The organism is Photobacterium carnosum, assembly GCF_021236965.1.
GTDB classification, from domain to species: domain Bacteria; phylum Pseudomonadota; class Gammaproteobacteria; order Enterobacterales; family Vibrionaceae; genus Photobacterium; species Photobacterium carnosum.
On the sequence record NZ_WMDN01000010.1, the window covers coordinates 35,128 to 59,939 of the forward strand.

Here is a 24,812-nt window from a genome sequence, read left to right on the forward strand (position 1 = left end):
ATAGAATATGACTATCGGTAAGTACCTCAGATGGAAAGATTCGCAAGGGAACGTGTTTCGTCCTGTGTCATTAACAGGCACCGAGTTACTCAATGATCGCACTTTAAATAAGAGTACGGCTTTTACTCAAGAAGAGCGCGATGCTTTTCAATTAACGGGATTATTACCCCCGCGAGTACAAACGTTTGATGATCAACTTAACCGTGTCTATGACGGCTTTAGTAATGCGTCTACTGATATTGAAAAATACCTCTTTTTACGTTCGCTTCAAGATCGTAATGAAACCCTTTTTTATGCGTTACTCTCTCGCCATGTAGAAGAAATGACGCCTATCATTTATACCCCTACTGTCGGCAAAGCATGTCAAGAATTTAGCCATCGTTATCAAAAAGCACGTGGGTTATATATTACTGAAGATAATGTCGGTGCAATGGGTGAGATGTCGCGCCATTTTATGGGTAAAGACATTAAAATTATTGTCGTAACCGATAGCCAAGGCATTTTAGGCATTGGTGATCAAGGCGTTGGTGGAATGGGGATCCCGATTGGTAAGTTATCACTCTATACTTTAGGTGCTGGCATTCACCCTGCCCATTGTTTACCGATTGTGTTAGATGTAGGTACTGATAACCAAGAGCTGCTTGATGATCCAATGTACTTAGGCATTTCACGTAAACGGCTTCGTGGTGATGCTTATAAACGCTTTATTAAATCATTTGTACAACAAGTAAAACGCCATTTTCCAAAAGCAGTATTGCAATGGGAAGATTTTAGTAAAGCCAATGCGTTTGATAATCTAAGTGATTACGAAGATAGTTTGCCATCATTTAATGATGATATTCAAGGTACTGGCTCGGTTGTTCTTGCCGGTATTTTGGGTGCATGTAAGATCAAACAAGAACGATTAGTGGATCAAACCTATGTGATCTACGGCGCTGGCGCGGGTGGCGTAGGAGTTGCTGATCAAATCTATGCAGGGTTACTAAAAGAAGGTTGTACGCATCATTCTGCTCGTGAGAAGATTTTCATTCTCGATTCTAAAGGTGTCGTGTTTGATGATCGCGATGGTTTAGACGATTATAAACGTCGCTATGCTAAATCACGTTCAATTTCCGCCGGATGGCATGCCGCTGAGTTGGGTAAGATTAGTTTAACCGAGCTTATTAATAACCATCCAGTCACCGTATTGTTAGGTGCCAGTGGTATTGGTGGTTCATTTACTGCTGATCATATTCAGAAAATGATGGAATATACGCCACGACCGATTATATTCCCACTCTCTAATCCTACCGCCAATTGTGAGGCTATTCCTGAAGCGATTTATCATTGGAGTGATGGACAAGCTATCGTCGCAACCGGCAGTCCATTCTCTGATGTAGAATATAATGGGCATCAATACCGCATTGGACAGGGCAATAATGTCTTTATTTTCCCTGGTGTTGGCTTAGCGTCTATTGTGTCGCAAACGGCAAAAATTACTCAAGATATGTTTACCACTGCGTCTTATGCACTTGCTGAGTGTGTAAGTGATGAAGATATTGCAAATGGGTGTATTTACCCTCGCATTAGTGCGTTGAAAGCCGTTTCTATTCATGTTGCTTATTCAATTTTAGCTCAGATGCAAGCAACAGATGCTTGTTGTCACTTACGAGATCAAGATCTTGAGCAAGCATTAGCTGAACATATGTGGGAACCTGTCTATTTGCCGTATCGACGAGTATAACCACGCTGTTTTGTAATCATGCGTGATAAAAAAGCCATATTCTTAATTGAATGTGGCTTTTTATTTTATAAATCATGCGCTTAATTATTAATACCAGTGTGTTTTTATAAATAATCGTATACAGATTGATATGATACTTTTTTAATATCGAAACGTTTCGATTGTAAAACTGTGAGCTAAATAGATATTTTAGTTATTTTATTGCAGTTGAAAGCGATCCTTCTCACACCTTCTCTATTTTGCTCTGGTGAAAAATTTGAGTCCGTTTATTATCCTCATCGAAACGTTTCGATATGTTTTTCTGCCACTTAAAAAACATCAATACTAAGGCAGAAAATTTGAGCGGTATAACGTGTAACAAGAAGGTCTACCAAATGAAAAAAAGTACGCTAATTAATGCAGAGCTTTCATACCTTGTGGCAACGCTAGGACACACAGATGAAATCACTATTTGTGATGCAGGTTTACCGATCCCTCAACATGTAAAACGTATTGATCTTGCGTTAACCCATGGTGTACCAAGTTTTCTTGATACGGTGAAAGTGATTTTGTCAGAATCACAAATTGAAGGTGTCATTATGGCTGCAGAGTTTGCTGAAGTCAGTCCTACTCATCATCAAGCATTGTTAGCTATTTTAGATCAAGAAAGTACAGTAACGGCTAAGCCGATTCATATTTCATATTTATCTCATGAAGAATTTAAGCAACGCACTGCGCAAAGTCGTGCTGTTGTGAGAACAGGAGAATATACGCCGTATGCCAATATTATTTTCCAAGCTGGTGTTGTTTTTTAAATCATTGAGGAAGTGAGCTTCGTTTATTTCTTTAACGTAACTAGAAGATATTTAATATGAAAAAAATTGCGGTTATTGGTTCGACTAATGTTGATTTAATTACTTATGGTGATCGTATCGCTAAAAGTGGAGAAACACTTGAAGCGACAGCATTTGCGATTGGTAATGGTGGTAAAGGCGCAAACCAAGCGGTCGCGGCTGCTAAATTAGGCGCACAAGTCGTTATGGTATCAAAAGTGGGTGATGACCAATTTGCAGAGATGAGTTTAGCAAATTATCGCAGCCAACAAATAGATACAAAGTTTGTGACTAAAGTGAGCGGTGTTAGTACGGGGGTTGCGCCTATTTTTGTTAATACAACTACATCACAAAATTCCATTTTAATTGTAAAAGGAGCAAACAATTATCTTACTCCGGCAGATATTGATGGCGCGGAAGCGGAATTGAAAAATGTCGATATGATTGTTTTGCAGCTAGAAGTGCCTTTAGAAACGGTTTATCACGCAATTGATTTTGGTCAAAAACACAATATCACTGTTTTACTTAATCCTGCACCAGCCATACCTGAACTATCTCTGGAATATGTTTGTAAATGTGATTTTTTTGTACCCAATGAAACTGAACTTGAAATATTAACAGGTAAGCCTGTTTCAACGATTGAAGAGATCAATCAAGCTGCGAATATGTTATTTGAACATGGTTTAAAGAATCTGATTGTGACGATGGGATCACGTGGTTCACTGTGGATATCCAAGACAGGTGAATATCTTGCTAAGCCAATTAAAGTGAATGCGGTTGATACATCAGGCGCAGGTGATGCTTTTATCGGTTGTTTTTCACATTTCTTTACTCAAACCGGGGATGTGGTATTAGCACTGGAAAAGGCGTCTATTTTCGCGGGGCTTTCAGTCACCGAAAAAGGGACTCAGTCATCCTATCCTACGATTGAAAGATTTGAAGATTATCAAGCAAACAACCTCTAAAAATCATGCTCTTTGGTCAGAGTGATTATTTATGGAAGATAAATTATGTTTATTAAAAATAATACAATTCAACATGCTGATGGTTTTTTAAATAGAACCCCTATATTTCAATTTTTATTATTATCATCAGTATTTGCGCTTTGGTCTGCCGCCGCTGCACTGAATGATGTTTTGATTACGCAATTTAAATCAATTTTTGATTTGTCTAATTTCGCTTCAGCGCTGGTCCAGTCGGCGTTTTATGGCGCTTACTTTTTAGTTGCAATTCCAGCGTCAATGGTTGTAAAAAAAACCTCTTATAAATTAGCGATTCTACTTGGTTTAGCGCTGTATATTTTTGGCTGCTTGATGTTCTTTCCTGCATCTCATGCGGGTACGTACACCATGTTCTTAGCCGCTATTTTCTGTATTGCTATTGGCTTGTCGTTCCTTGAAACCTCATGTAATACCTATTCTGCAATGATCGGTGAGCCTGAACGGGCGACATTACGTTTAAACATTTCTCATACCATTAATGCAATGGGCTATATCATTGGTTTATTACTTGGTAAGCACTTGATTTTCCAAGATGGTGTCGATGTTGGTCATATGATGGCAACATTAACAGGTCCAGAGCTTGAAGCGTTTAAAGATCAAGTATTGCAACAAACATTAGAACCTTACAAATGGTTAGTTGGTGTAATCGCAACGATCGCTATTTTGATTGCGATGACTGAATATCCTAATTGTAAAGCGGCAACAGACACTAAAGATAACCAGCCATCATTTGGTGAGACACTGTCTTATTTAATGGGCAATAAACGCTTCTTCAAAGGTATTGTGACTCAGTTTGCTTATGTTGGTATGCAAGTCGCAGTATGGTCATTTACGATTCGTTTAGCATTAGAGCTAGATCCTAATATGGTTGAGCATGATGCGGCTAACTATTTGTTGTATGCCTTTATCATGTACTTCTTGGGCAAGTTATTAGCGAACTACTTATTCACTAAAACGGCACAAGAAAATATATTAATGGGTTACTCAGCAATTGGCTTTCTCTGCTTGATGTACGTAACCTTTGTTCCTAACTTCAGCGCTGTTTGGGTTGCTGTTGGTACGTCAGCCTTATTTGCACCATGTTGGGCAACGATTTTCGCTTCTACTTTGCAATCTGTTGATACACGTTACACAGAAACTGCAGGTGGTTTTGTGGTGATGTCTATTATCGGTGGCGCAGCGATTCCAGTGATTCAAGGTCTACTTGCCGATAATATTGGCTTACAATCTTCATTCATTGTTAGTGCGTTATGTTTCGCCGTCGTGTTTGTCTACTTTATGAATGAAAAGAAATACAAGCAACAATTCAACTTTGTAGCTGCTAAAGCGTAATGTTCTATTATGACCACTCAAACATGGGTGGTCAGTTTTTGCGAGGAATTGAATATGTTTACCTTACCGTTATATAAAGAAAATTTCACCAAACAAAGAACCTTAATCGCTCAGTCTGAACATTTTGAAATTCACAGCTTCCTGTATCATTCAGGTGTACATGCGATTGAAATTAAGAATGCAAAAGGGCATTTAGTGGTATTGCCTTTTATGGGACAGATGATTTGGGATGCACAGTTTTTAAATACTGATTTATGCATGAAAAATATGTTCTCTGAGCCCAAATTTGCCAAAACAGTAGTTGAAACCTATGGGTGCTTTGCTTTTCATGCGGGCATGATCCGTATGGGATGCCCATCGCCACAAGATGATCATGTATTACATGGTGAAATGCCTTGTGCAACAATGGATGCTGCATGGTTAGAAATTAATGATGATCGTGTTGTTATCAAAGGCTCTTATGAATATGTAATGGGCTTTGGCGATCATTATTTAGCAATGCCTTCGGTACAGTTAGATAAAGATGCTAGCTTATTTGATATTAAAATGGTGGTGAAAAATCTTGCCACTGTGAATATGCCGTTGCAGTATATGTGTCACATCAACGCGACGTATGTTGAAAATGCAGTGATGACGCAGAATATTCCAGATAGTGCCTTAATGTTACGTGAAACTGTACCTGCACACGTACAACCGACACCGCAGTGGTTGGCATACAATGAAAGTTTGAAAACATCAGCACCTATTTCTATATTAGATAAACCTGAAATGCATGATCCAGAAGTGGTGTATTGTATGGATGACATAGCGCGGTATGCCGACAAAGCCGTATTTAAGATGCAGATCGATGCTGATAAATACCTGCAAACCGAGTTTGATACCCATGAGTTTAGTTGTGCGACACGATGGTTATTATGCAGTGGTGATCAACAAGTTGCGGCATTTGCATTACCTGCAACCTGTCGACCTGAAGGCTTTTTAGCGGCTAAAGAGAAGGGTTCTTTGATTTATCTTCAACCGAATGAAGAACGCTGCTTTAGCGTACGTACGGGTATTTGCCAAGCGTTATAATGTGTATTTACTCTCTCCTGAATGTTATTTAGTGATGGTAGGAGAGAGTAAAATGGATGCTTTTGATTTTTTATTTTAACGGTTAATTCAGCTAAAAATTAAAATCATCCATTTTTGTTATGTTCTATTAGAAAGGCTCATTAAGAGCCGAGGAAAATCCTATGAATAAGTTAGTGGTATTAGGTAGTGTTAACGCTGACCATGTTCTGCAAGTCCCTTCTTTCCCACGTCCAGGCGAGACGCTTCATGGTCGTAATTATCAAGTTATTCCAGGGGGAAAAGGTGCTAACCAAGCGGTGGCTGCTGCACGTTTAAATGCAGATATCGGCTTTATCGCTTGTGTAGGAGATGATTCATTTGGGATCAATATTCGTGAAAATTTCAGAATGGACGGTATTGATATCACTGCGGTGAAAATGCAACCTAATTGTCCAACTGGCATTGCAATGATTCAAGTGTCAGATAGCGGTGAGAATAGTATTTGTCTTTCTGCAGAAGCTAACGCCAAGTTAACTGCTGCTGCGATTGAGCCTGATTTAGAGCGTATTCGTCAAGCTGATTATTTATTAATGCAATTGGAAACACCATTGTGTGGTATTGAAAAAGCAGCGCAAGTTGGCAAAGATGCGAATACCATTGTGATCTTAAACCCTGCTCCTGCGCGCGTATTGTCTGATGAATTATTAGCGTGTGTGGATATGATCACACCAAATGAGACTGAAGCTGAAGTGCTGACTGGGGTAACGGTTACTGATGCCGAGAGTGCGCAACAAGCGGCAAATATTCTGCATGCAAAAGGGATTCAAACAGTAATGATCACCCTTGGTGCCAAAGGCGTATGGTTAAGCCAAGAGGGACGTGGTGAGATTATTGCTGGTTTCCGTGTGGAAGCAACTGATACAACGGCGGCGGGCGATACGTTTAACGGTGCATTCGTGACTGGTTTGTTAGACGGTTTAGTTTTAGAATCAGCGATTAAATTTGCTCATGCTGCTGCGGCTATTTCAGTGACTCGCTTTGGTGCTCAAACGTCGATTCCAACCCGTAAAGAAGTTGAAGATTTTCTGGCTCAGCAACAATAGCTAACGTAATGGCTCAATAAAGGAAAAATAACATGGCAACGATGAAAGATATCGCAAAATTAGCAAAGGTTTCTACATCAACAGTAAGCCATGTTATTAATAAGACTCGCTTTGTTAGTGACGAGATTTCAGAACGAGTAAATAGTGCTGTTAAAGAACTCCATTATAACGGGCCTTCAGTATTAGCACGTAGTTTTAAGGTTAATCGTACTAAAACCTTTGGTATGTTAGTGACGACATCGACTAATCCTTTTTTTGGTGAGGTTGTTAAAGGTGTCGAGCGTAGTTGTTATCAAAATGGGTATAGCCTTATTTTGTGTAATACCGAAGGTGATCACCAGCGGATGCGCGAATCTATCAATACCTTATTACACAAGCGCGTTGATGGTTTGATCTTAATGTGTTCATCATTAGAAGGTGAACGTATTGATGTCTTTGAACAATATCCTGATATTCCCGTTGTCGTCATGGATTGGGGGCCGATGTTATTTACCAGTGATAAGATTCAAGATAATTCTTTGCGGGGCGGCTATATGGCAACCCAATATTTGATTGAATCGGGTCATGTTGATATTGGTTGCATAACCGGACCACTGATTCGACATCAAGCTCAAATGCGTTATGAAGGCTATAAACGTGCGATGAATGAAGCGGGCTTAACCTTTAATGCTGATTGGATCATTGAGTCTGATTTTGAATGCGAAGGTGGCTATGATGCTTTTATGGAAATGAAGCAACATGGCGTGTTACCCAGTGCTATTTTTGTTTCCAATGACATGATGGCAATGGGCGTTATTAATGCAGCTAATGAGTGCGGTATGTGTATTCCTGATGATTTGTCGATAATTGGCTATGATGATATTCATATTGCTAAATTTATATCACCAGCATTGACAACTATTCACCAGCCAAAGTATCACTTAGGACAAGCTGCGGTTGAAACGTTATTAACCCGTTTAGATCATCAAGCAAGTGATACGCAAGTTATTCAAATTGAGCCAACATTAGTAACCCGTAAGAGTGTGAAAATTATCAATAGTAATAATAGTAACTAAACGACCATCGTTATTGGAACACTTGTTTATGGTTTTATTCCGCGCTTAATTATTTAATTGGTATAGCTAGATGATAAGTTTCCCCGCTTATCATCTTTTTTTGTATCTGACATGGCATGATGTTATTTCAATAGATTATAATTTAGCTATCGTTGTTTCTTTGGTGGCCCAGAGATTATTAACATCGTACTCAATAAGTTGTACTTTGAGAGCGGCGAGAAAATTTATGCGCAAAATAGAGGATCCACTTGCTGCTTGGTTACAGGTAGCCTTAGGATTTACGATCCTATTTGCCGTAAATTAGCACTGTCAGCCATTATATGCAGTGATTAGACGATTTTTAAGAGAGTAGAAGAGACACGTAATAAAAAGTCGTAACTCAATGATTTATTTACGACTTAGTGGTTGGGAAATAGTTGCTTTATTATTCAAATATTGACTCTAGTAATAAATATAAACTGCGCAGTAAATCCATATAACACCTTCCGTAGTGGCTAATTTTTTCAATATATTTCGTTGTCTACTTACAATCTAGAATAGTGTGATTGTGTAGTAAGTCAATGACTGAAATGTATATATTGTTCACCATTTGTTGTAAATGTGTAATGTATTGATTTTTTTATATATTTTTAATATTATTAATTAGAGCACGAATAGAACATAAGGATGATGAATGACAACTCGTTTTAAACACTTAGCCACAGCATTTGAACCTTTTATGTTATTAATGGGGGTTATTGGTCCATTAGCGACGCTGCCGCAATTATATAAACTATTTTTCTCTCATAGCGAACACGCTTTAGGATTGTCTCTCACTACTTGGGTGCTCTATGCCTTATTAGCGGCATTATGGGCCGTATATGGTTTCGTTCATAAAAATCCGCCAATTTGGGTCGGCAACAGTTTGGGTTTTTTAATGGATATGGCAATGGTGATGGGTATCTTTTGGCATACTGGTGGTACGTTTTAACGCTATTTATTCGCTTATTTATATAGATATAAACCTTTTTTATAACTGTTGCTGGGTTGTATTTTATATACTCAGTAACAGTCTCCTTATTTTAAAGCCCTACGTTATTAAACAAAAACACTTACGTTAGCTTTCATTATTATTCGATGATTTGATCTATCTCTCAGGAATATTTTTGGCTATCTTACCTGAACGTGGCAAAATGAAGCACGTAGAAGTGCTTGAATAATTGAAAACATCAGATTGTAAAATTACGGTTGATTTTAATTATCGGCCATAATTATAGAATAGCGTTACTCATGTTAAAACAGGATTATCAGAGCTAGGTATGCTCGCTGAAATTATTGCTGATCGTTTGTACCGTTTAGGCGTCAGCTATATTCCTTTGCAATGTACCTAATACTTAACGGATTTAATGAGTAGTAATTATGATGACAAATGAATGGATTGATCGTTTGCGTGCATTGCGAGTCATGCCTGTAATTCAAATTGAACATGCAATAGATGCTGTACCTCTGGCTAAAATATTAGTTGATAATGGTTTACCTGCTGTTGAAATCACCTTTCGTACCGCTGCTGCGGTGGAGTCTATTCGCTTAATTCGTGCCGCTTATCCTTATATTGTGTTATGTGCTGGGACTGTCCTAACTATTGAGCAAGTGGATGCCGCTATGGCTGCGGGTGCTGATTTTGTTATTAGCCCTGGATTTAACCCTACTATAGTTAAATATTGCCTTACTAATAATATTAAAATAATCCCTGGGGTGAATAATCCTAGTTTAGTTGAACAAGCATTAGAATTAGGTGTAAATGCCTTGAAATTTTTTCCAGCTGAAGCTTCTGGTGGTGTCAATATGCTTAAAGCATTAGTTGCGCCTTATAGTCAGGTTCAGTTAATGCTAACGGGAGGAGTGACGCCGCTTAATTTGGGGGAGTATTTAGCGATTCCACAAGTAATAGCTTGTGGCGGAACATGGATTGCACCAACCAACACAATTACCAATCATGACTGGGATCTGATTGCTGGTAATGTACGTGAAGTGTGCGTAATGATTGCTCAGATGAAGGCGTAGGGATTGATGATGAATAATACTATAACTGTAATATGGATAGAAAATAGTAAGCCTAGTTAAGTTAAATAACTAGGCTTTTATATATTCAGCGGAAACCTTTTAAATAACCATCTGATAATAAATTTATCAAAGACAGATCACAATGAAGGTGCATGAATTAATGTGCTTTTAATTGACGAATTATCTCTGTCGCAACCGCTTGTGCTGATGCTGGGTTTTGACCCGTGATTAGATTATCATCGACCACAATATAGCTCTGCCAATCAGGTCCTTGAGTGTAATGCGCACCTTGGTCAGTTAACATATCTTCCAGTAAAAAAGGAACCACAGCAGTTAATCCAACCGCGTCTTCTTCACTATTACTAAAACCTGTGACATTTTTGCCTGCGATAAGTGGGCTGCCATCCGTGTTTTTAGGTGCTTTTAATGCTGCTGGTCCATGACAAACAAGACCAGTGGGTTTGTTATGTTGATAACACCATTCAATAATATTTTGTGAGGCTGCATTCTGAGATAAATCCCATAGTGGCCCATGTCCGCCAGGATAAAACACGGCATCGTAATCGGCTGGGTTGATGGTTGATAACAGTAATGTATTCGCTAATTGTGTGACTGCATCTTGATCATTTTTAAATCGAATAACCGATTCTGTTTGCATCTCTGCTGTATCACTTTTTGGATCAATGGGTACTTGTCCGCCTAGTGGTGAAGCGAGGGTAACCGTGTCATTATTATCTTTAAATGCATAAAAAGGGACAGTAAACTCATCTAACCATAAGCCTGTTTTTTCGGTGGTTGTACCTAAACTTTGATGAGATGTTAATACGATTAAAATATTCATATTTACCTTTAAACCCTTATTTAAATAAGTCATATTAATTGGATGTAAATTAATATCTTAATTAGTTATAGGCTTAAATAATGAGACTTACAAGCATACATCGTTGTTCTTTTATCAATATTATATCTAAGAAGTAATTAATAAATAATATGGATGAAAAATAATAGCAAAGTGGTAGGAATCATTATGGAAGTAAAAGCAGCGAGGTATTGAAATAAATAAGATGAATAGCGAAATAAACAAAAAGGTCACCGAAGTGACCTTTTTGTGAAAAAATGAAAGACTAAAATTAGTCAGCCATTTCAGCGTTGTGGTAAACGTTTTGTACGTCATCACAATCGTTTAGTGCATCAAGGAATTTTTCAAACATTGCAATATCGTCACCAGACAATTCAGTCTTTGTCTGTGGAACGAAAGCAATTTCTTCTGAATCAATGGTAACGTCAGCCATTGTTGCAGCAAGAGCATTTTTCACTTTAAAGAATTCAGTGTGCGGAGCGTAAACGGTGATCTCGCCGTTTTCACAAGTGATGTCAGTAACGTCAACGTCTTCCATCATTAGATTTTCAAGAACCATTTCTTCGTCGGTACCTTTGAACTCAAATACTGCTTGGTGCTCAAATATGTGACCAACGGTGCCTGGGCTACCGATTTTTGAATTGTTTTTAACAAATGCTTGACGAATGTCCATAAAAGTACGGTTGTTGTTGTCTGTTAGACAGTCAACGATAACCATGCAGTTGCCTGGGCCAAAACCTTCGTAACGTGCAGTTGAGTAATCTTCACCGCCGCCGCCGTTTGCTTTATCTATCGCTTTTTCGATAACGTGGCTTGGTACTTGATCTTTTTTTGCTTTTTCAATAAGACGACGAAGTGCTAGGTTGCTATCCGGATCGGAACTACCATTCTTAGCACAAACGTAGATTTCTTTACCGTACTTAGAGTAAACCTTGATCTTAGCGCCTTGGGTTTTTGCCATAGACAACTTACGTACTTCGAACTTTCTTCCCATGAGGAATCACTCTCTTTTACTGTTTTAAACGGTCAATTATGCAAATATTTTACCAGTACCCCCTTATTCTGGCTAGTTAGATCTGTATTTATGCAGGCTAAAGTTGATTTTTTTATTTTTACGTTGAAATAATAAACCAACCTAAAAAATAATAGCCATGACGTCTATTTTTGGAGCTAAAGACTTCGAAGATGGATTAATTTCTCGTAAGGTAATAAATTAAAGCAAATAAATCCTATATTTTCTCATAATACAAGAATAGCACTTGTTGTTCGCGCTATAATTGGGTACAAATAATCATCACACAAATTAGAGATAACTGACCTGTGACTCATTCACTCAGTGCTAATGAAAAATTGTTGCAAGTGCTCGTTCATATTGCAGCATCAAATGTACCGCTACAAGCACAACAACTCAGTACCGAAATGGGAATGCCAATAAGTAGCTTATATCGTTATTTGGCCTTACTTCGAGATTGGAATTTAATTGAAGAAAATCATGGGTGTAATACCTATAGTGCCGGTCCTGCAGCACTGCAACTTCAACGTAATTTTGAAATGAATTCACCATTACCTGATGGTGTAAGACCGATCTTAAAACGGTTACAGCAGCAAACGGGTGAGATGTCAGCTTATATGGTCGCGGTTGGGTTTAATGCCTTATGTGTTGACAGTATTGATAGCCCTTATGCACTGCGTTGTAGTTATGAAAAAGGTCAAAGTCAGCCATTGATTCGTGGTGCTTCAGCTAAAGTTATCTTGGCTTATTTACCCTTGGCGCGCCAATTAACGATTTTAGAACATTATGAGATTACCGAACAAACACAGATTGATACTTGGATTGCTGAATTGGATCTAATTAAGCAAGATGGCTTTGCAATTAGTACTTCAGAAATTGATGCCGGTGTTTCTGGCGTCAGTGCGCCAGTTTTTGTAGGTAATAAGGTTGTCGGAGCGGTTAGTGTTATGGCGCCAGCTGAGCGTATAAATAGCCGTAAAAATAAAATTGTAATGAGTGTATTACAAGCCGCAAGAGCATTACCACCACAGCACTAGTCATGTTGTTTGTAATAGATAGGGAAGATAGGCGTATGTTAGTTGATCAATTAAAAAAGTTATTTAAAAATGAGCCACAAAAACCGATGTTATGTCATCGTAAACATACGCTCATCAGCCCTTATATTCAGCAACATCAACCTGGAATTATGCTTGTTGGTGTGATTTCTGATCTTAGTCTTGATTGGGGACGTGGTTTACAAGGGGCTAAAGAAGGTCCTGCTAGTATTCGACGCATATTACCGTACACACATGCTCAAACGAAATTACCTTTCTATGATGCTGGTGATATTGAACAAACAAATAATGATCATAGTTTTGTTGCTGTTAGCCAGAGACAACATCAATTGCTATTGCGTAGTTTGCGTGAGGGTCATTTCCCTGTTGTTCTTGGTGGAGGGCATGAGATCTCCATTGCTAGTTACCAAGCATTATCTGACTTTAGTACTGAAGACATTCCTGCGGCAGTTATTATCACTGAAGATCAGCAACCACAGTTGATACCACAACGAGTGGGTGTGATTAATTTTGATGCTCATTTTGAGCTAAGACCCTCATTATCGTTACGAGCAGGCTCTGCGTTTCATGCTGCATGGTGTTATAGCAAAGAACAACAACGCAGTTTTGATTTTCTTGGTCTCGGTATTTGTGATCATGCTAATTCACAAGCAATGTTTAAACTTGCAGAAGATTTAGGTTGCCAGTGGTTACTTGATAATCAAATGACCACGCGAAATAAGAAACATGTTCAAGAGCAATTAGATAGTTTTATTGAGAGTGTTGATTGTATTCAATTGAGTATTGATCTTGATGTGTTTTCATCATCGATAGCGCCGGGTGCCAATATGACACGGATGCATGGAGTGAGCTTATCGATGGTTGAATGGGCGATTAAACATATTATGGCGAGTGGCAAAGTGAAAATTGTCGATATTGCTGAACTAAATCCTGAATATGATTATGAAAATCAAACAGCAAAATTAGCAACCAAGTTAATTCAAACGATTGTTCATTTTGCATAAATCATTTTTATAAATAAGTAATGATATGAAAGTGCTAGTTTTATAATCATAAAGATGTTTTTTTAATGGTTTTGAGTGAATATTGATATCAATGCTGTTAATAATATTGTTTTTGTAAAAAAAGACTTTACAGATGCCATGATGATGGGTATTATTCTCGGTATTGGAGAGATGGCTGAGCGGTTGAAAGCACTGGTCTTGAAAACCAGCATATGTTTATAGCGTATCTAGGGTTCAAATCCCTATCTCTCCACCACATTCTAGAAATTTGATGTAATCGAGTTTCATACAGAATTGGAGTGGTAGTTCAGTTGGTTAGAATACCGGCCTGTCACGCCGGGGGTCGCGGGTTCGAATCCCGTCCACTCCGCCAACACAACGAATCCTCGTCAGAAATGACGGGGATTTTTTGCATCTGTTCTATGCTAAATGATTGTGGGTTATTATCCGTCATCTCGGAAGAGAGGTACGAACTATCCGTGATCTATTCATCACGTGTTTGAGCATTAAAGACGGCAGTGAACATACGTTAAAACTCAACGAAAACAGTCACTTTACGACACGTGGGAAGTAGATTCCCTATCTCGTTCGTAACCTCACTGTAGGGAATGACGGGTGGTTGTTCGTCACCTTGTTGTAGAGAATGACGCGGTTGGTTCCTCGAGAATGATAAGTTACTTATTTACTGCTAAATACGCCCCTGCTGCAATCATAATGCCACCTGCTGTCTTATTTAACCGTTGCTGTGCTATTGGCGTCTTAATAACGTTAGCTAAGCGTGATGCACCACAAGCCACTAGCATAATTGCCGTCATTAATGCGATGGAAGATAAGACAGAAATAAGAATAAGATCACTGCCATGTAAGCGGGTTAAATCAATAAATGTCGGTAAAAAAGACACATAAAATAAAATGACTTTAGGGTTAGACGCGGAAATCAAAAAACCATGGCTAAAACTGGTGAGTGGCGTTTGTTGTGATTTTTGTTGATTAGAAATGGGTTGATTGTGGGTAAAAGCGGTGATCATCTTGTAACCCAGATAAATTAAATATCCAGCACCCATATAACGAATAATTAAAAATACGTCTGACCAATTGGCAGCGATGGTGGCTAAGCCAAAGCAAGCTAATTGTAAATAGAGCAGATCACTTGCCACCATGCCTAATGCCATCATGATACATTTTTTAGGACCTTCAACCATCGCTTTGGCAAGAATTGCAAATACACCAGGACCGGGAGTAATTGCAAAAATAAAAATAGCAATAAAGAATGTGATAGCAGCTTCAAACGACATCATGTCATTCCTATCAGTAAATAGATCGGGAATGTTATCACGATGCTAATGTTTTACCTTCGGATTTTTCCATTTTAAATTAAGCGTTGCTTGTAATGTAACTAATTGTTTTTAATGTTTTTTATTGTTATTTATGATGGTATAATATGATAATAATAATTGTTTTCAATACAATGTAATAATTAAAGTGCTGTATTTTGCTTTTTAAATAATCAAACAACACATAAAGCATGGTTTTTTGTGGCGATTAGTTTCAGAATGTCGGGTTTATTGCATCAGCAAATGTTAAGAGCATCACTGTGTGGTTCTCTGTCTATAAGTCCTCAGAGGGAAAAGTTCTTGGATAAGCCTAAAATTATATGTGTAGAAGGTAATATTGGTGCCGGTAAATCGACATTACTCCCTCAATTAGCAATAGCCTTAAATGCAACTGCTATTTTAGAGCCAGTAGATTCTGATCCTGAATTTCAACATCTATTGGGTGAATTTACTAGCGACCCTTTTAACGTCGATGCACGTAGTAATTTTCAATGTTACATTACTGCCCAACGCGCTGAACTCTTGAATAATTTAGATCCTCAAGGTGTCTATATTATTGAGCGTTCTTTGTTAAGTGATTTAGTCTTTACCCACGCTTGTATTGCTAATTACAATAGTACAGCTGAAGATATAGCTAAACATATGGCGTGCTATCAGCATTTAATCGGCCAAATCAATCAATATCCAACCATTGACTATTGTATTTATTTAAAGACAGATCCTGAAGTAGCTTATGGTCGTATGCGTCAACGTGGACGAGCAGAAGAGATGGGATTAGACCTCGGTTATATCAGTGATATTAATGCCTTTCATGATGCGGTATTACCACAAGCATGTCGTAAAATGGGCACAATATTAATTAATATTGATTGGAATACACCACTTACAGTAACCGATTTATTACCACAGTTGAATGCTGCTGGTTTAGTGATGAACTGATTTTTTGAGTTTGTTATAAAACTAGAGAGGCTACAGTTAATGATTAACTGTAGCCTTTTTTGTGGTTAGCTTTTTAGCATCTGCCAATATCTTTGGTAAATATTCACAGCGTCACCGACATCATCCGTAAATTCACCATTCTCGACTTGTGCGTCAGTTGGGAAAATCATTGAATCATTCTGTAATTCAGTCGGTAAAAATTGTTTTGCTTGTTTGTTAGGTGCAGGGAAACCCAATTCTTCGATAATTTTAGCTTGGTTTTCTGGTCGCATAAAGAAATCGATAAATTTAAATGCGAGATCTTTATGTTCGCTACCTTTAGGGACGATAAAATTATCCATCCATAAAATAGCACCTTCTTTCGGATAGACAAACTTAAGCTCTGGCATCTCTTTTTTTGCCATAAAAGCATTACCGTTCCATTGCATGCCCACCATCGCTTCCCCGGTGACATAAGGAACATGTGGTGCATCAGAATTATAAACGACAACATTTTGACGTAGCTTGAGTAAGCTTTCGTAAGCCTGCTTAATTTCGACTTCATTGGTGCTATTGATGCTATGACCTTGAGCGCGCAATGCCATACCGAACACATCTCGAACATCATCAAGTAACATCACTTGTTGTTTGAAATTCGTGTTCCATAGATCTTTCCAGCTTGTTACCTGATCAGACGTGATCACTTCTGCATTGTAGCTGATCCCCGTGACACCCCATACATAAGGTAAAGAGTAATCATTATTAGGATCAAATGGTTGTTTCATTAGACCAGAATAAACGTCATTTAAGTGATGCATTTTGCTTTTGTCTATCTTTGCAAGCATGCCTTCACGTGCCATTTTGTCAATAAAATACGTCGATGCAAATGCAACATCATAGCCTTTACTATCAAGTAGCTTAAGCTTGGTGTACATCGATTCATTATTATCAAACGTAGAGTAATTGACGGTGACATCATATTCTTTCTCAAAGGCTTTGATTACATCTGTTGGCATATATTCCGCCCAGTTGTAAACGTTAAGCACATCATTTGCTGCCGAAACATTAAATGCTGAAAGTGCGAATGCTAGTGTGGTCACCCCTTTGAATATTTTCTTCATGTTATTAATTCCTAATTGACCAGGTAAGTCAGATCTGAGCGCGGATATTAGACAGAAGTTTGTTGGTGTCAAAAACAATTAAGCTAAATTATGAGCTGAGTCACAGTAATAAAGTGCTTGTGAAGCCATAAGACTCGTGACATTATCCGCGCGATTTTTAACCTGTATTTTTTTGTGGGCAATTGGAATGTCAATCAACAGTCAATATATCGATAGTTACTACCAAGCAACCGTTAATGCGTTACCTGAACAACCGCTACTAGATCAAGCCATTGAAGCTGATGTTTGTATTATTGGTGGTGGTATGACGGGGCTAAATGCCGCGATTGAATTACGTCAAAAAGGATTTTCTGTTGTGGTGCTTGAATCACAACGTTTGGCATGGGGAGGATCTGGGCGTAATGGTGGCCAGTGTTTAGTGGGTTTTTGCCTAGGGTTACGTGAAGTTGATGAAACATACGGACCTGAGTGGGGCAAACAACTGTGGGATCTCTCTTGTGAAGCGGTTGATATTGCTCGTGATCGAATCGAGCAATTTAATATTGATTGTGATTTTCAACAAGGTTATATCGAACTTGCGTTGAAGAAAAGCCAAGAAACAGAACTAAAATCTTGGTATGACTTAAAACAAAGTCGTTATGATTACCCAAGTGCTAGCTGGTGGGACAAAGATAAAGTTCAACAAGTTGCGCATACTGAACGCTATTTAGGTGGTCTGTATGATTCAAACAGTGCTCATATGCACCCGTTGAATTACACCTTAGGTTTAGCAAAAGCAGCATTAGGTTTAGGGGCGACTATTTTTGAAAATACCCCAGCGGTAAAATTGGATAAAGGCAACCCGCATATTATCCATACGCCTAAAGGTCAGGTTAAAGCAAAGCAAGTGCTATTAGCGTGTAATGCGTACCTTGAGGGATTACATCGTAAAGCACAGAGCGTTGTGCTGCCTGTTGTATCTTACATTGGTGTTACTGAGCAATTAGGCGATCGTCAACCTATCAGTAATATGATGGCAATGTCAGATTTAAATAATAGCCTTGATTATTACCGCCCAACACCGGATGGTCGTATTCTGTTTGGTGGTGTTAATCACCCATTCAATGGTGAATACAGCGATTCAAGTGAGCGTCTACGCCAGCGCATGATCACCGTGTTCCCACAACTTGCTGACGTGAAGATGGAATACCATTGGGGCGGATTATTTGCAGTTACTCGTTCTTATATGCCGCAAATCGATCATCTAGGCAATGATATCTATGTTGCTCATGGTTATACCGGACACGGCGTCGGACTAACGAATATTGCGGGTAAAGTGGTTGCGGAAGCAATGGCGGGGACGGCTGAACGTTTTGATGTATTTGCTAAAATTAAACACGGTTGGATCCCAACGCCAGAAGTTTTACGTAAACCTGCTTTAGCGATGGCAATCTGGAAAGCGCGTTTAGAAGATTCATTAACTAAGTAATTAAATTTAGTTGCAATAAAATACAAAAAAGTAAAATTATTTGTAATTCTCAAGGGTCGACAGTTTGTCGGCCTTTTTTATACTCAAATAAATCATAAATCAGCATAGTAGTACAAAAAATAAGCTGTTGATCTTTTTCCTTAAATTTTTGCTTTACAGCATCAGCTAACCTCGCTATTATGCGCGGCATTGGAGAGATGGCTGAGCGGTTGAAAGCACTGGTCTTGAAAACCAGCATATGTTTATAGCGTATCTAGGGTTCAAATCCCTATCTCTCCACCACATTCTAGAAATTTGATGTAATCGAGTTTCATACAGAATTGGAGTGGTAGTTCAGTTGGTTAGAATACCGGCCTGTCACGCCGGGGGTCGCGGGTTCGAATCCCGTCCACTCCGCCAACACAACGAATCCTCGTCAGAAATGACGGGGATTTTTTGCATCTGGCTTATTTAAATTACAATCAACCATTTGTAGTATTTTTCTATGATTGCGGTCTGTTGTGCAGAGGAGCGACTAATTTTCGAAATGGAAAATTTCGTCCACTTCACAACATAACGAATCCTCGTCAGAAATGTGAGGATTTTTTGAATAAATATTATTGATAAATTTTTTGGTTTAGCTGTTATATATCTAAATATAATATTTGTACGAAAGGTTATATTGAACTGTTCTTATATTTTAATAATAGCAAAATATGAAGGGGGCTGTAACGTATGGGAATCGGTGATAAATGATACTAATTTAAGAAAATCAATAAGTTGAATTAGTATCATTTATAGTAATAGCATTAAGCGCTATGATGTTTTCTGTTACCTTCAGTTGTTAAACGAGCATTGCCGTGAGAATGAATACGACGTTTGCCTTTACATGTTTTGATATCACCTTTAGCCATGAGAAATAATCCTTTTTAATGAAAATATAAATAATAGAGAAGAAGAAATCATCTTAGAACTATTAATATTTAATTCAACATGGTGAAATATTGCTTATAAAATCAGAGTGTAAATATAAGCGGACACTATTAATATTTTATTGCACTATTCTTAATATATATTGAGATATCAGCTTATAGTTAATATATAATTGCATTATTCGATTGCTTTATATTAATTTTTTCTCATTTTTAAATTTATCTTATTCTTATACAATAAGAAATGAGCTGAAAATATAATGATTATTGCCATTTTATTATATGATTATTATTCCAAGTATCATCAATTGTTGCATAGTGCTGCTCTAAAACATGACGTTTTATTTTTAACGTTGGTGTTAAAATACCATTTTCAATGCTCCATGGTTCTTTGATCATCAGTACGCCCTTGATTTTTTGATGTGATTCAAGTTCGGTATTTATTTTTTTAATGATAGTTTGAAGTTTTTTTTCATACCGAGACTGATCGAATTGAGCATAGTTATGAGCAACGGCTAACAATATAGGTGCGGTCATTCCTGAACCAATTAAACAGACCATCTCAAAATGACCCAGATCCATTAAACGTTTTTCAATAGGTACTGGTGATACAAATTTGCCTTTGGCAGTTTTGAAGGTATCTTTTTTACGGCCTTGAATCGTTAAATAACCGTCATTATCTAAGCTGCCAATATCACCGGTATATAACCAGCCGTCATTATCAAAGCTTTCTTGGGTTGCTTGTGGATTATTATAATAGCCACTAAATAAGCCTTTACTGCGTACTAAAATTTCTTTATCTGCCGCAATTTTTAACTCAATACCGGGACCTGCATTACCGACAGTACCTATTTTGTCACTGCGATAAGGATGATTGAGGGTGCTATAGGCAAATGATTCGGTCATTCCCCATGCTTCGGTAATATTAAGCCCAATACTTTCATACCAAGATAATAATCCCGCTGATACAGGAGCGGATCCACAGCCAAGGACGCGTGCTTGATCGAGTCCTAATCCTTGCGCTAATTTACGTTTAATTAATGTCGAGATGAATGGGATTTTAAGTAGAATATTTAATTTAGCTTGTGGCAGTTTATCTTGGATCCGTTGTTGGAATAGGGTCCATAAACGGGGTACAGAAACAAAAATAGTCGGACGATGCATTTTTACATCATCAATAAAGGTATCGAGAGATTCAGGAAAGGCGACCTGTAACCCTGACATAATCGAAGATCCAAAGATATAAACGCGTTCAGTAATATGGGCTAATGGTAAATAAGAAAATAACCGGTCATTACTTTTTAAGCCAATATGCTCAATAATTTTTTGTGATGACCAGACAAAAGCGCCATAAGTTAACATTGCGCCCTTAGGCATGCCTGATGTACCTGAAGTATAAACAATCGACATTAAGTCAGTATCATGATGCGTTCTACATGCAGTTGTCGGTGAGTATTGCTCAATAAGGTCGTCGAATTGATATTGACATGTTGGTGTGCCGGGATAAGACAAGGCAATCGTAGGAATTGTAGCATGGCTGGTTATGACATCATTGACGGCTGTTGGGCTATCTAGTTTTCCGATAATGATTAATGCTGCATCACTATGATCAACACAATGAGCAATGGTATCAGCCCCCGCAGTGGGAAAGATGGGCACACTAACATAACCGCCTAACATCATGGCTAAATCACAGATAAACCATTCGGCACAATTTTTAGAAATCAGCGCAATACGCTCACCGGGTTGAATACCGAGTTGTTGAAATGCGGTAACTAAACGTTGAGCTTTATCCGCAACACTTGCATAAGTGTAATTAACAAATTGACGATTGATAATTTGCTTTAGATAAACATCGTCAGGACGTTCGTTGGCCCATTTAATGATCATATCAGCAGGTGTTTGCAGTTGAGTCATAAGCACTCCGATTGATAATGGACCATAATTGTTCGTGTTATTATAATGTTAAATTTAAGCTGTTATGTTCATGATAGTCAAGCGAGATGATATGAGTAAATGCGTATTATAATGGCTTGTAAGAAGATAATCACACAGTAACCATTTGAATTATAATAACTTATGTTTACATTGATGTATGGGGGATTGGGCGTTTAACTTACTCAATTTATGTGTCTTATGTGACATTGATAAATTGAGTAAGGGTATTAAAGAGAATAATGATGATAATTAAGCGGTAATATAATGTTGAGCTTGAGTGTGTAGTTGTTGATATTGCGCTGTTTGTTGATCTTGACTGTGACAAATAGACAATAAATCTTCAATAAAATAGCCGATCGCTCGCCACTCAATAGCGGTAATTTTTTGTTGCTGCTCAAGGGTTAAATCATCATAAATAGATGCCGCCCCAAAATCACCCACTAAAATATTAGCATTGTCGTCAACCAATACGTTATGTGCATAAATATCACCATGAGCGACACCTCGTGTTTGCATATGGCTAATTACCGCTGTCATTTGTTCAACAATTGTCGCTATTGCTGCAATTGACAGTGTAAATTCAGCAGGGAATGTGTCACGAGTGCAAGTAATCAAGGTCGGCGGTAACCCAAGGTTATGATAGTGGGCTGGAATTAATGCCATTATTAATGCGAGATAATTGGGTTCACTCACTTGTGCTAATGATGCTACTAAATTGGAGTGCGCGCCTGTTTTTAAACACGCATTTAATTCATCTTGTGGATAACCATCGGAGGTGACTTGTCCTTTAAAGACTTTGACGGCAATATCGTTATTAAGTTGATGTGGGTTAGAACGCCATTGAGCCAAAGATATAACCCCCGAAGCCCCTTGTCCTAATACTTTATCTAGCTGGTAATCACTTGAAGCAACATAAGGCAGTGAATTAGTCACATGTTGGTGACGATTGAAATCATTTCCTGAAAAAGCAATCCATGCTAATTTTGGTAAATCTAATAATTGATCCGGAAAGACAGTTAATGCATTTGCGGATAATCTAATTAATTGTAAGTTAAATAATTTATTCATAGAAAGCGGTAGCGCCGTTAGGGCATTACCCGCTAGCGCCAGTTTTTGTAAATGAATACAATCGCCAATGGCTTCAGGAAGTGTGGCTATTTTATTGTCAGTTAAGATTAACCAACGTAATTTTTTAGGCAGTGCATCTGCATTAATAGTAGTAATCTTATTTGATTTAAAACCGATCATTTCAAGATTAGGACAAGCCCCTAAAATGGTAGGTAATTCAGTGAAATTGTTATTTGAAATAAAAAGAATACGTAATTTAGTGAGCTGACTGAAACTCTTAGGTAAATGGCTTAATTGGTTGTTAGTCAGATCTAATACTTCTAAGCTGCTCGCGAGCGTTAGAATCTCTTTAGGAAAGTGTGTCAGTTGTTCGCTTAAAGTTAAATGTGTAGCGCCTTCAAGTTGGCCTGAGCGTAATTGTTCTAACGTATGCAAAATCGTCTCATTTTTAATTGGATATAATTTATAGACGCTATTGTAAAGATTTTAAAGAGTTAGATCACGACTACTGTAGAAGTTTACAATTTCACTAAAACATGATTATAAAGTGGTGGTTGTTTAATCAATAATTCGAGTAAACTAGTACAATTCAGCCATAGGTCATGGTTGGTTATAAGTAAATTACCGCAATGTTATGCGTGTAGAAAAATTATCATTGAGGGTCGTGTGCTAAAGAACGTTATTTGTCCATTAATGCTAGTGTTAACATCAATCAGCTGCGCCCGCGCAGAATCATTATATATACCATCATCAACGTATGCATTATATCCACCGACAGGCAGTCGTACTGTTAGTGACGTTATGAGCCGTTATTCACCTTTTGTTGAGCCTCGATTAAAACGGTATTTTGATAATGTCGGATTACACTATCCGCCACAAAATATTGCCTTATTTGCGATGAAACAAGAGCAGAGTGTGGAATTGTGGGCTAAAGAAAAGGATAAATGGTCTTACGTAAAACGTTACGATATACAAAAAATGAGTGGGCACACGGGACCAAAAATGCGTGAAGGTGATAAACAAGTCCCCGAAGGTATTTATCAAGTGTCTTTGTTAAACCCAAATAGCCGCTATCATTTATCAATGAAGCTTAATTACCCTAATGCATTTGATCAAAAATATGCACAATTAGAAGGACGGACTTCACCTGGGAGTAATATTTTTATTCATGGGAAACAAGCATCGGTTGGCTGCTTAGCAATGGGCGATTATGCGATTGAGGAATTGTTTTTATTAGCTGAACGTACGGGTATTGATAATATAGAAGTATTGATTAGCCCGCATGATCCAAGAAAAGGTCGATTATTAGCCGCAAATACGCAACCTTATTGGACTAAAATTTTATATCGTGACATTGAGCAACATGCAAGAAAATTTAATCGTTAATAATGTGGGTTAACCCTAGTTAAGCGAAAAACATTTTGTAATACTACAGCGAACCAATATTCTTGACACGATTATTTCGAGTAAAGTGTATTATCGTTGCATAAAATGATTAGAACAGAGCCAACGCATTATGCCCAAGCGTAGTAAAGAAGACACAGAGATCACTATTCAAACCATTATGGATGCAGTGATTGAGCAAATACTGACCTTAGGTTACGATAAAATGTCGTATACCACCTTGAGTAACCAGACTGGAATTTCAAGAACAGGTATTAGCCACCACTTCCCTAAAAAGCAAGATTTTGCTCATGCTCTTGATGGACGTCTCTATCATCTCTTTGTTGATAAGTTGGATCTAACCGGTGATTTGCAGGTATTTGCAACAAGTTGGTCTGCTGCATTGGAAGATGAAAAATTTCGCGCAATTTTACGATTATTATTTCATCATATTTCTTCAGCTGAAACATCACATGAATTTGCTCATCATGGCATTGAGCGTTTGTTTATGCTTTGTGAGCAACGTTACGGTAAACAAAGCATTGTTGAATTAGAGTGTTTATTAGGACGTTCATTAATTCGTTTAGCGCGTTAATTATTGCTTATTGAATAACGGTGATTT

22 protein-coding genes and 4 tRNA genes are annotated in these 24,812 nt (G+C 38.0%); 19 read left to right on the forward strand and 7 right to left on the reverse strand.

The window, feature by feature from the left end; all coding sequences use genetic code 11:
• Window positions 1-7 precede the first annotated feature (7 nt).
• From GLP24_RS11025 to GLP24_RS11065, 9 genes are all read left to right on the forward strand, one after another.
• On the forward strand, window positions 8-1,723 hold the full coding sequence (locus tag GLP24_RS11025; RefSeq protein ID WP_232616016.1) for an NAD-dependent malic enzyme: 1,716 nt from the start codon (window positions 8-10) through the stop codon (window positions 1,721-1,723).
• 374 nt (window positions 1,724-2,097) lie between these two features.
• Window positions 2,098-2,517, forward strand: coding sequence for a D-ribose pyranase (rbsD, locus tag GLP24_RS11030; protein WP_232616017.1), 420 nt, complete (start codon window positions 2,098-2,100; stop codon window positions 2,515-2,517).
• Window positions 2,518-2,573: 56 nt separating this feature from the next.
• A complete protein-coding gene (gene rbsK, locus GLP24_RS11035; protein WP_232576682.1) occupies window positions 2,574-3,500 on the forward strand; it encodes a ribokinase in 927 nt (308 codons plus the stop codon).
• 45 nt (window positions 3,501-3,545) lie between these two features.
• Window positions 3,546-4,868: an L-fucose:H+ symporter permease gene (gene fucP, locus GLP24_RS11040; RefSeq protein ID WP_101769383.1), complete on the forward strand. Its 1,323-nt coding sequence runs from the start codon at window positions 3,546-3,548 to the stop codon at window positions 4,866-4,868.
• Window positions 4,869-4,922: 54 nt separating this feature from the next.
• Window positions 4,923-5,939 (forward strand): aldose 1-epimerase family protein, encoded by a 1,017-nt coding sequence (locus GLP24_RS11045; protein ID WP_232575376.1) that lies wholly within the window; start codon window positions 4,923-4,925, stop codon window positions 5,937-5,939.
• Between the two features lie 161 nt (window positions 5,940-6,100).
• The gene (gene rbsK, locus GLP24_RS11050) at window positions 6,101-7,021 is read left to right on the forward strand and encodes a ribokinase (protein ID WP_152653330.1); all 921 of its coding nucleotides are present in this window, start codon (window positions 6,101-6,103) and stop codon (window positions 7,019-7,021) included.
• 32 nt (window positions 7,022-7,053) lie between these two features.
• Entirely contained in the window at window positions 7,054-8,076 is a 1,023-nt protein-coding gene (locus GLP24_RS11055) for a substrate-binding domain-containing protein (RefSeq protein ID WP_101769386.1), read from the forward strand.
• 673 nt (window positions 8,077-8,749) lie between these two features.
• The gene (locus GLP24_RS11060; RefSeq protein ID WP_101769387.1) at window positions 8,750-9,046 is read left to right on the forward strand and encodes a SemiSWEET transporter; all 297 of its coding nucleotides are present in this window, start codon (window positions 8,750-8,752) and stop codon (window positions 9,044-9,046) included.
• A gap of 428 nt (window positions 9,047-9,474) precedes the next feature.
• Window positions 9,475-10,119, forward strand: coding sequence for a bifunctional 4-hydroxy-2-oxoglutarate aldolase/2-dehydro-3-deoxy-phosphogluconate aldolase (locus GLP24_RS11065; protein WP_407951501.1), 645 nt, complete (start codon window positions 9,475-9,477; stop codon window positions 10,117-10,119).
• Window positions 10,120-10,276: 157 nt separating this feature from the next.
• Here the strand turns inward: GLP24_RS11065 and GLP24_RS11070 are convergent, their stop codons facing one another.
• A complete protein-coding gene (locus tag GLP24_RS11070; RefSeq protein ID WP_232616018.1) occupies window positions 10,277-10,960 on the reverse strand; it encodes a type 1 glutamine amidotransferase domain-containing protein in 684 nt (227 codons plus the stop codon).
• Between the two features lie 289 nt (window positions 10,961-11,249).
• Window positions 11,250-11,972, reverse strand: a complete 723-nt coding sequence (locus GLP24_RS11075; protein ID WP_101769390.1) for a YebC/PmpR family DNA-binding transcriptional regulator — start codon at window positions 11,970-11,972, stop codon at window positions 11,250-11,252.
• A gap of 326 nt (window positions 11,973-12,298) precedes the next feature.
• Between GLP24_RS11075 and GLP24_RS11080 the strand changes: the two genes are divergently transcribed.
• The 4 genes from GLP24_RS11080 (at window position 12,299) to GLP24_RS11095 (ending at window position 14,422) form a co-directional block, all read left to right on the forward strand.
• Window positions 12,299-13,027 carry an IclR family transcriptional regulator gene (locus GLP24_RS11080; RefSeq protein ID WP_101769391.1) on the forward strand — a complete coding sequence of 243 codons (729 nt, stop codon included), beginning with the start codon at window positions 12,299-12,301 and terminating at the stop codon, window positions 13,025-13,027.
• A gap of 35 nt (window positions 13,028-13,062) precedes the next feature.
• Window positions 13,063-14,049 carry a formimidoylglutamase gene (locus tag GLP24_RS11085; RefSeq protein WP_232598994.1) on the forward strand — a complete coding sequence of 329 codons (987 nt, stop codon included), beginning with the start codon at window positions 13,063-13,065 and terminating at the stop codon, window positions 14,047-14,049.
• A gap of 165 nt (window positions 14,050-14,214) precedes the next feature.
• Window positions 14,215-14,305: transfer RNA gene (locus tag GLP24_RS11090), tRNA-Ser, on the forward strand.
• Window positions 14,306-14,345: 40 nt separating this feature from the next.
• A tRNA-Asp gene (locus GLP24_RS11095) sits at window positions 14,346-14,422 on the forward strand.
• A gap of 301 nt (window positions 14,423-14,723) precedes the next feature.
• Here GLP24_RS11095 and GLP24_RS11100 read toward each other — a convergent pair.
• Window positions 14,724-15,344 (reverse strand): LysE family translocator, encoded by a 621-nt coding sequence (locus GLP24_RS11100; protein ID WP_232616039.1) that lies wholly within the window; start codon window positions 15,342-15,344, stop codon window positions 14,724-14,726.
• Window positions 15,345-15,683: 339 nt separating this feature from the next.
• Between GLP24_RS11100 and GLP24_RS11105 the strand changes: the two genes are divergently transcribed.
• Entirely contained in the window at window positions 15,684-16,322 is a 639-nt protein-coding gene (locus GLP24_RS11105) for a deoxynucleoside kinase (RefSeq protein WP_167388562.1), read from the forward strand.
• A gap of 65 nt (window positions 16,323-16,387) precedes the next feature.
• Here the strand turns inward: GLP24_RS11105 and GLP24_RS11110 are convergent, their stop codons facing one another.
• Entirely contained in the window at window positions 16,388-17,422 is a 1,035-nt protein-coding gene (locus GLP24_RS11110) for an ABC transporter substrate-binding protein (protein WP_101769394.1), read from the reverse strand.
• Window positions 17,423-17,609: 187 nt separating this feature from the next.
• On the opposite strand from GLP24_RS11110, the gene GLP24_RS11115 reads away from it, so the two are divergent.
• The 3 genes from GLP24_RS11115 to GLP24_RS11125 all read left to right on the forward strand — a co-directional run bounded on the left by GLP24_RS11115 (window position 17,610) and on the right by GLP24_RS11125 (window position 19,289).
• Complete coding sequence (locus tag GLP24_RS11115; protein ID WP_101769395.1) at window positions 17,610-18,890, forward strand: NAD(P)/FAD-dependent oxidoreductase; 1,281 nt, start codon at window positions 17,610-17,612, stop codon at window positions 18,888-18,890.
• A gap of 191 nt (window positions 18,891-19,081) precedes the next feature.
• Window positions 19,082-19,172: transfer RNA gene (locus GLP24_RS11120), tRNA-Ser, on the forward strand.
• Window positions 19,173-19,212: 40 nt separating this feature from the next.
• Window positions 19,213-19,289, forward strand: a tRNA-Asp gene (locus GLP24_RS11125).
• Between the two features lie 389 nt (window positions 19,290-19,678).
• On the opposite strand, the gene GLP24_RS11130 is transcribed toward GLP24_RS11125, so the two are convergent.
• The 3 genes from GLP24_RS11130 to GLP24_RS11140 form a co-directional block, all read right to left on the reverse strand.
• Window positions 19,679-19,783, reverse strand: coding sequence for a 30S ribosomal protein THX (locus tag GLP24_RS11130; protein WP_101769396.1), 105 nt, complete (start codon window positions 19,781-19,783; stop codon window positions 19,679-19,681).
• Between the two features lie 282 nt (window positions 19,784-20,065).
• Window positions 20,066-21,691: an AMP-binding protein gene (locus GLP24_RS11135; protein WP_232616040.1), complete on the reverse strand. Its 1,626-nt coding sequence runs from the start codon at window positions 21,689-21,691 to the stop codon at window positions 20,066-20,068.
• A gap of 297 nt (window positions 21,692-21,988) precedes the next feature.
• Window positions 21,989-23,242, reverse strand: coding sequence for a leucine-rich repeat-containing protein kinase family protein (locus tag GLP24_RS11140; RefSeq protein ID WP_232616019.1), 1,254 nt, complete (start codon window positions 23,240-23,242; stop codon window positions 21,989-21,991).
• Between the two features lie 231 nt (window positions 23,243-23,473).
• Between GLP24_RS11140 and GLP24_RS11145 the strand changes: the two genes are divergently transcribed.
• Together GLP24_RS11145 and GLP24_RS11150 are read left to right on the forward strand one after the other, a co-directional pair.
• Entirely contained in the window at window positions 23,474-24,193 is a 720-nt protein-coding gene (locus GLP24_RS11145) for a L,D-transpeptidase family protein (protein ID WP_101769399.1), read from the forward strand.
• Between the two features lie 130 nt (window positions 24,194-24,323).
• Window positions 24,324-24,785 (forward strand): TetR family transcriptional regulator, encoded by a 462-nt coding sequence (locus tag GLP24_RS11150; RefSeq protein WP_101769400.1) that lies wholly within the window; start codon window positions 24,324-24,326, stop codon window positions 24,783-24,785.
• Window positions 24,786-24,812 lie beyond the last annotated feature (27 nt).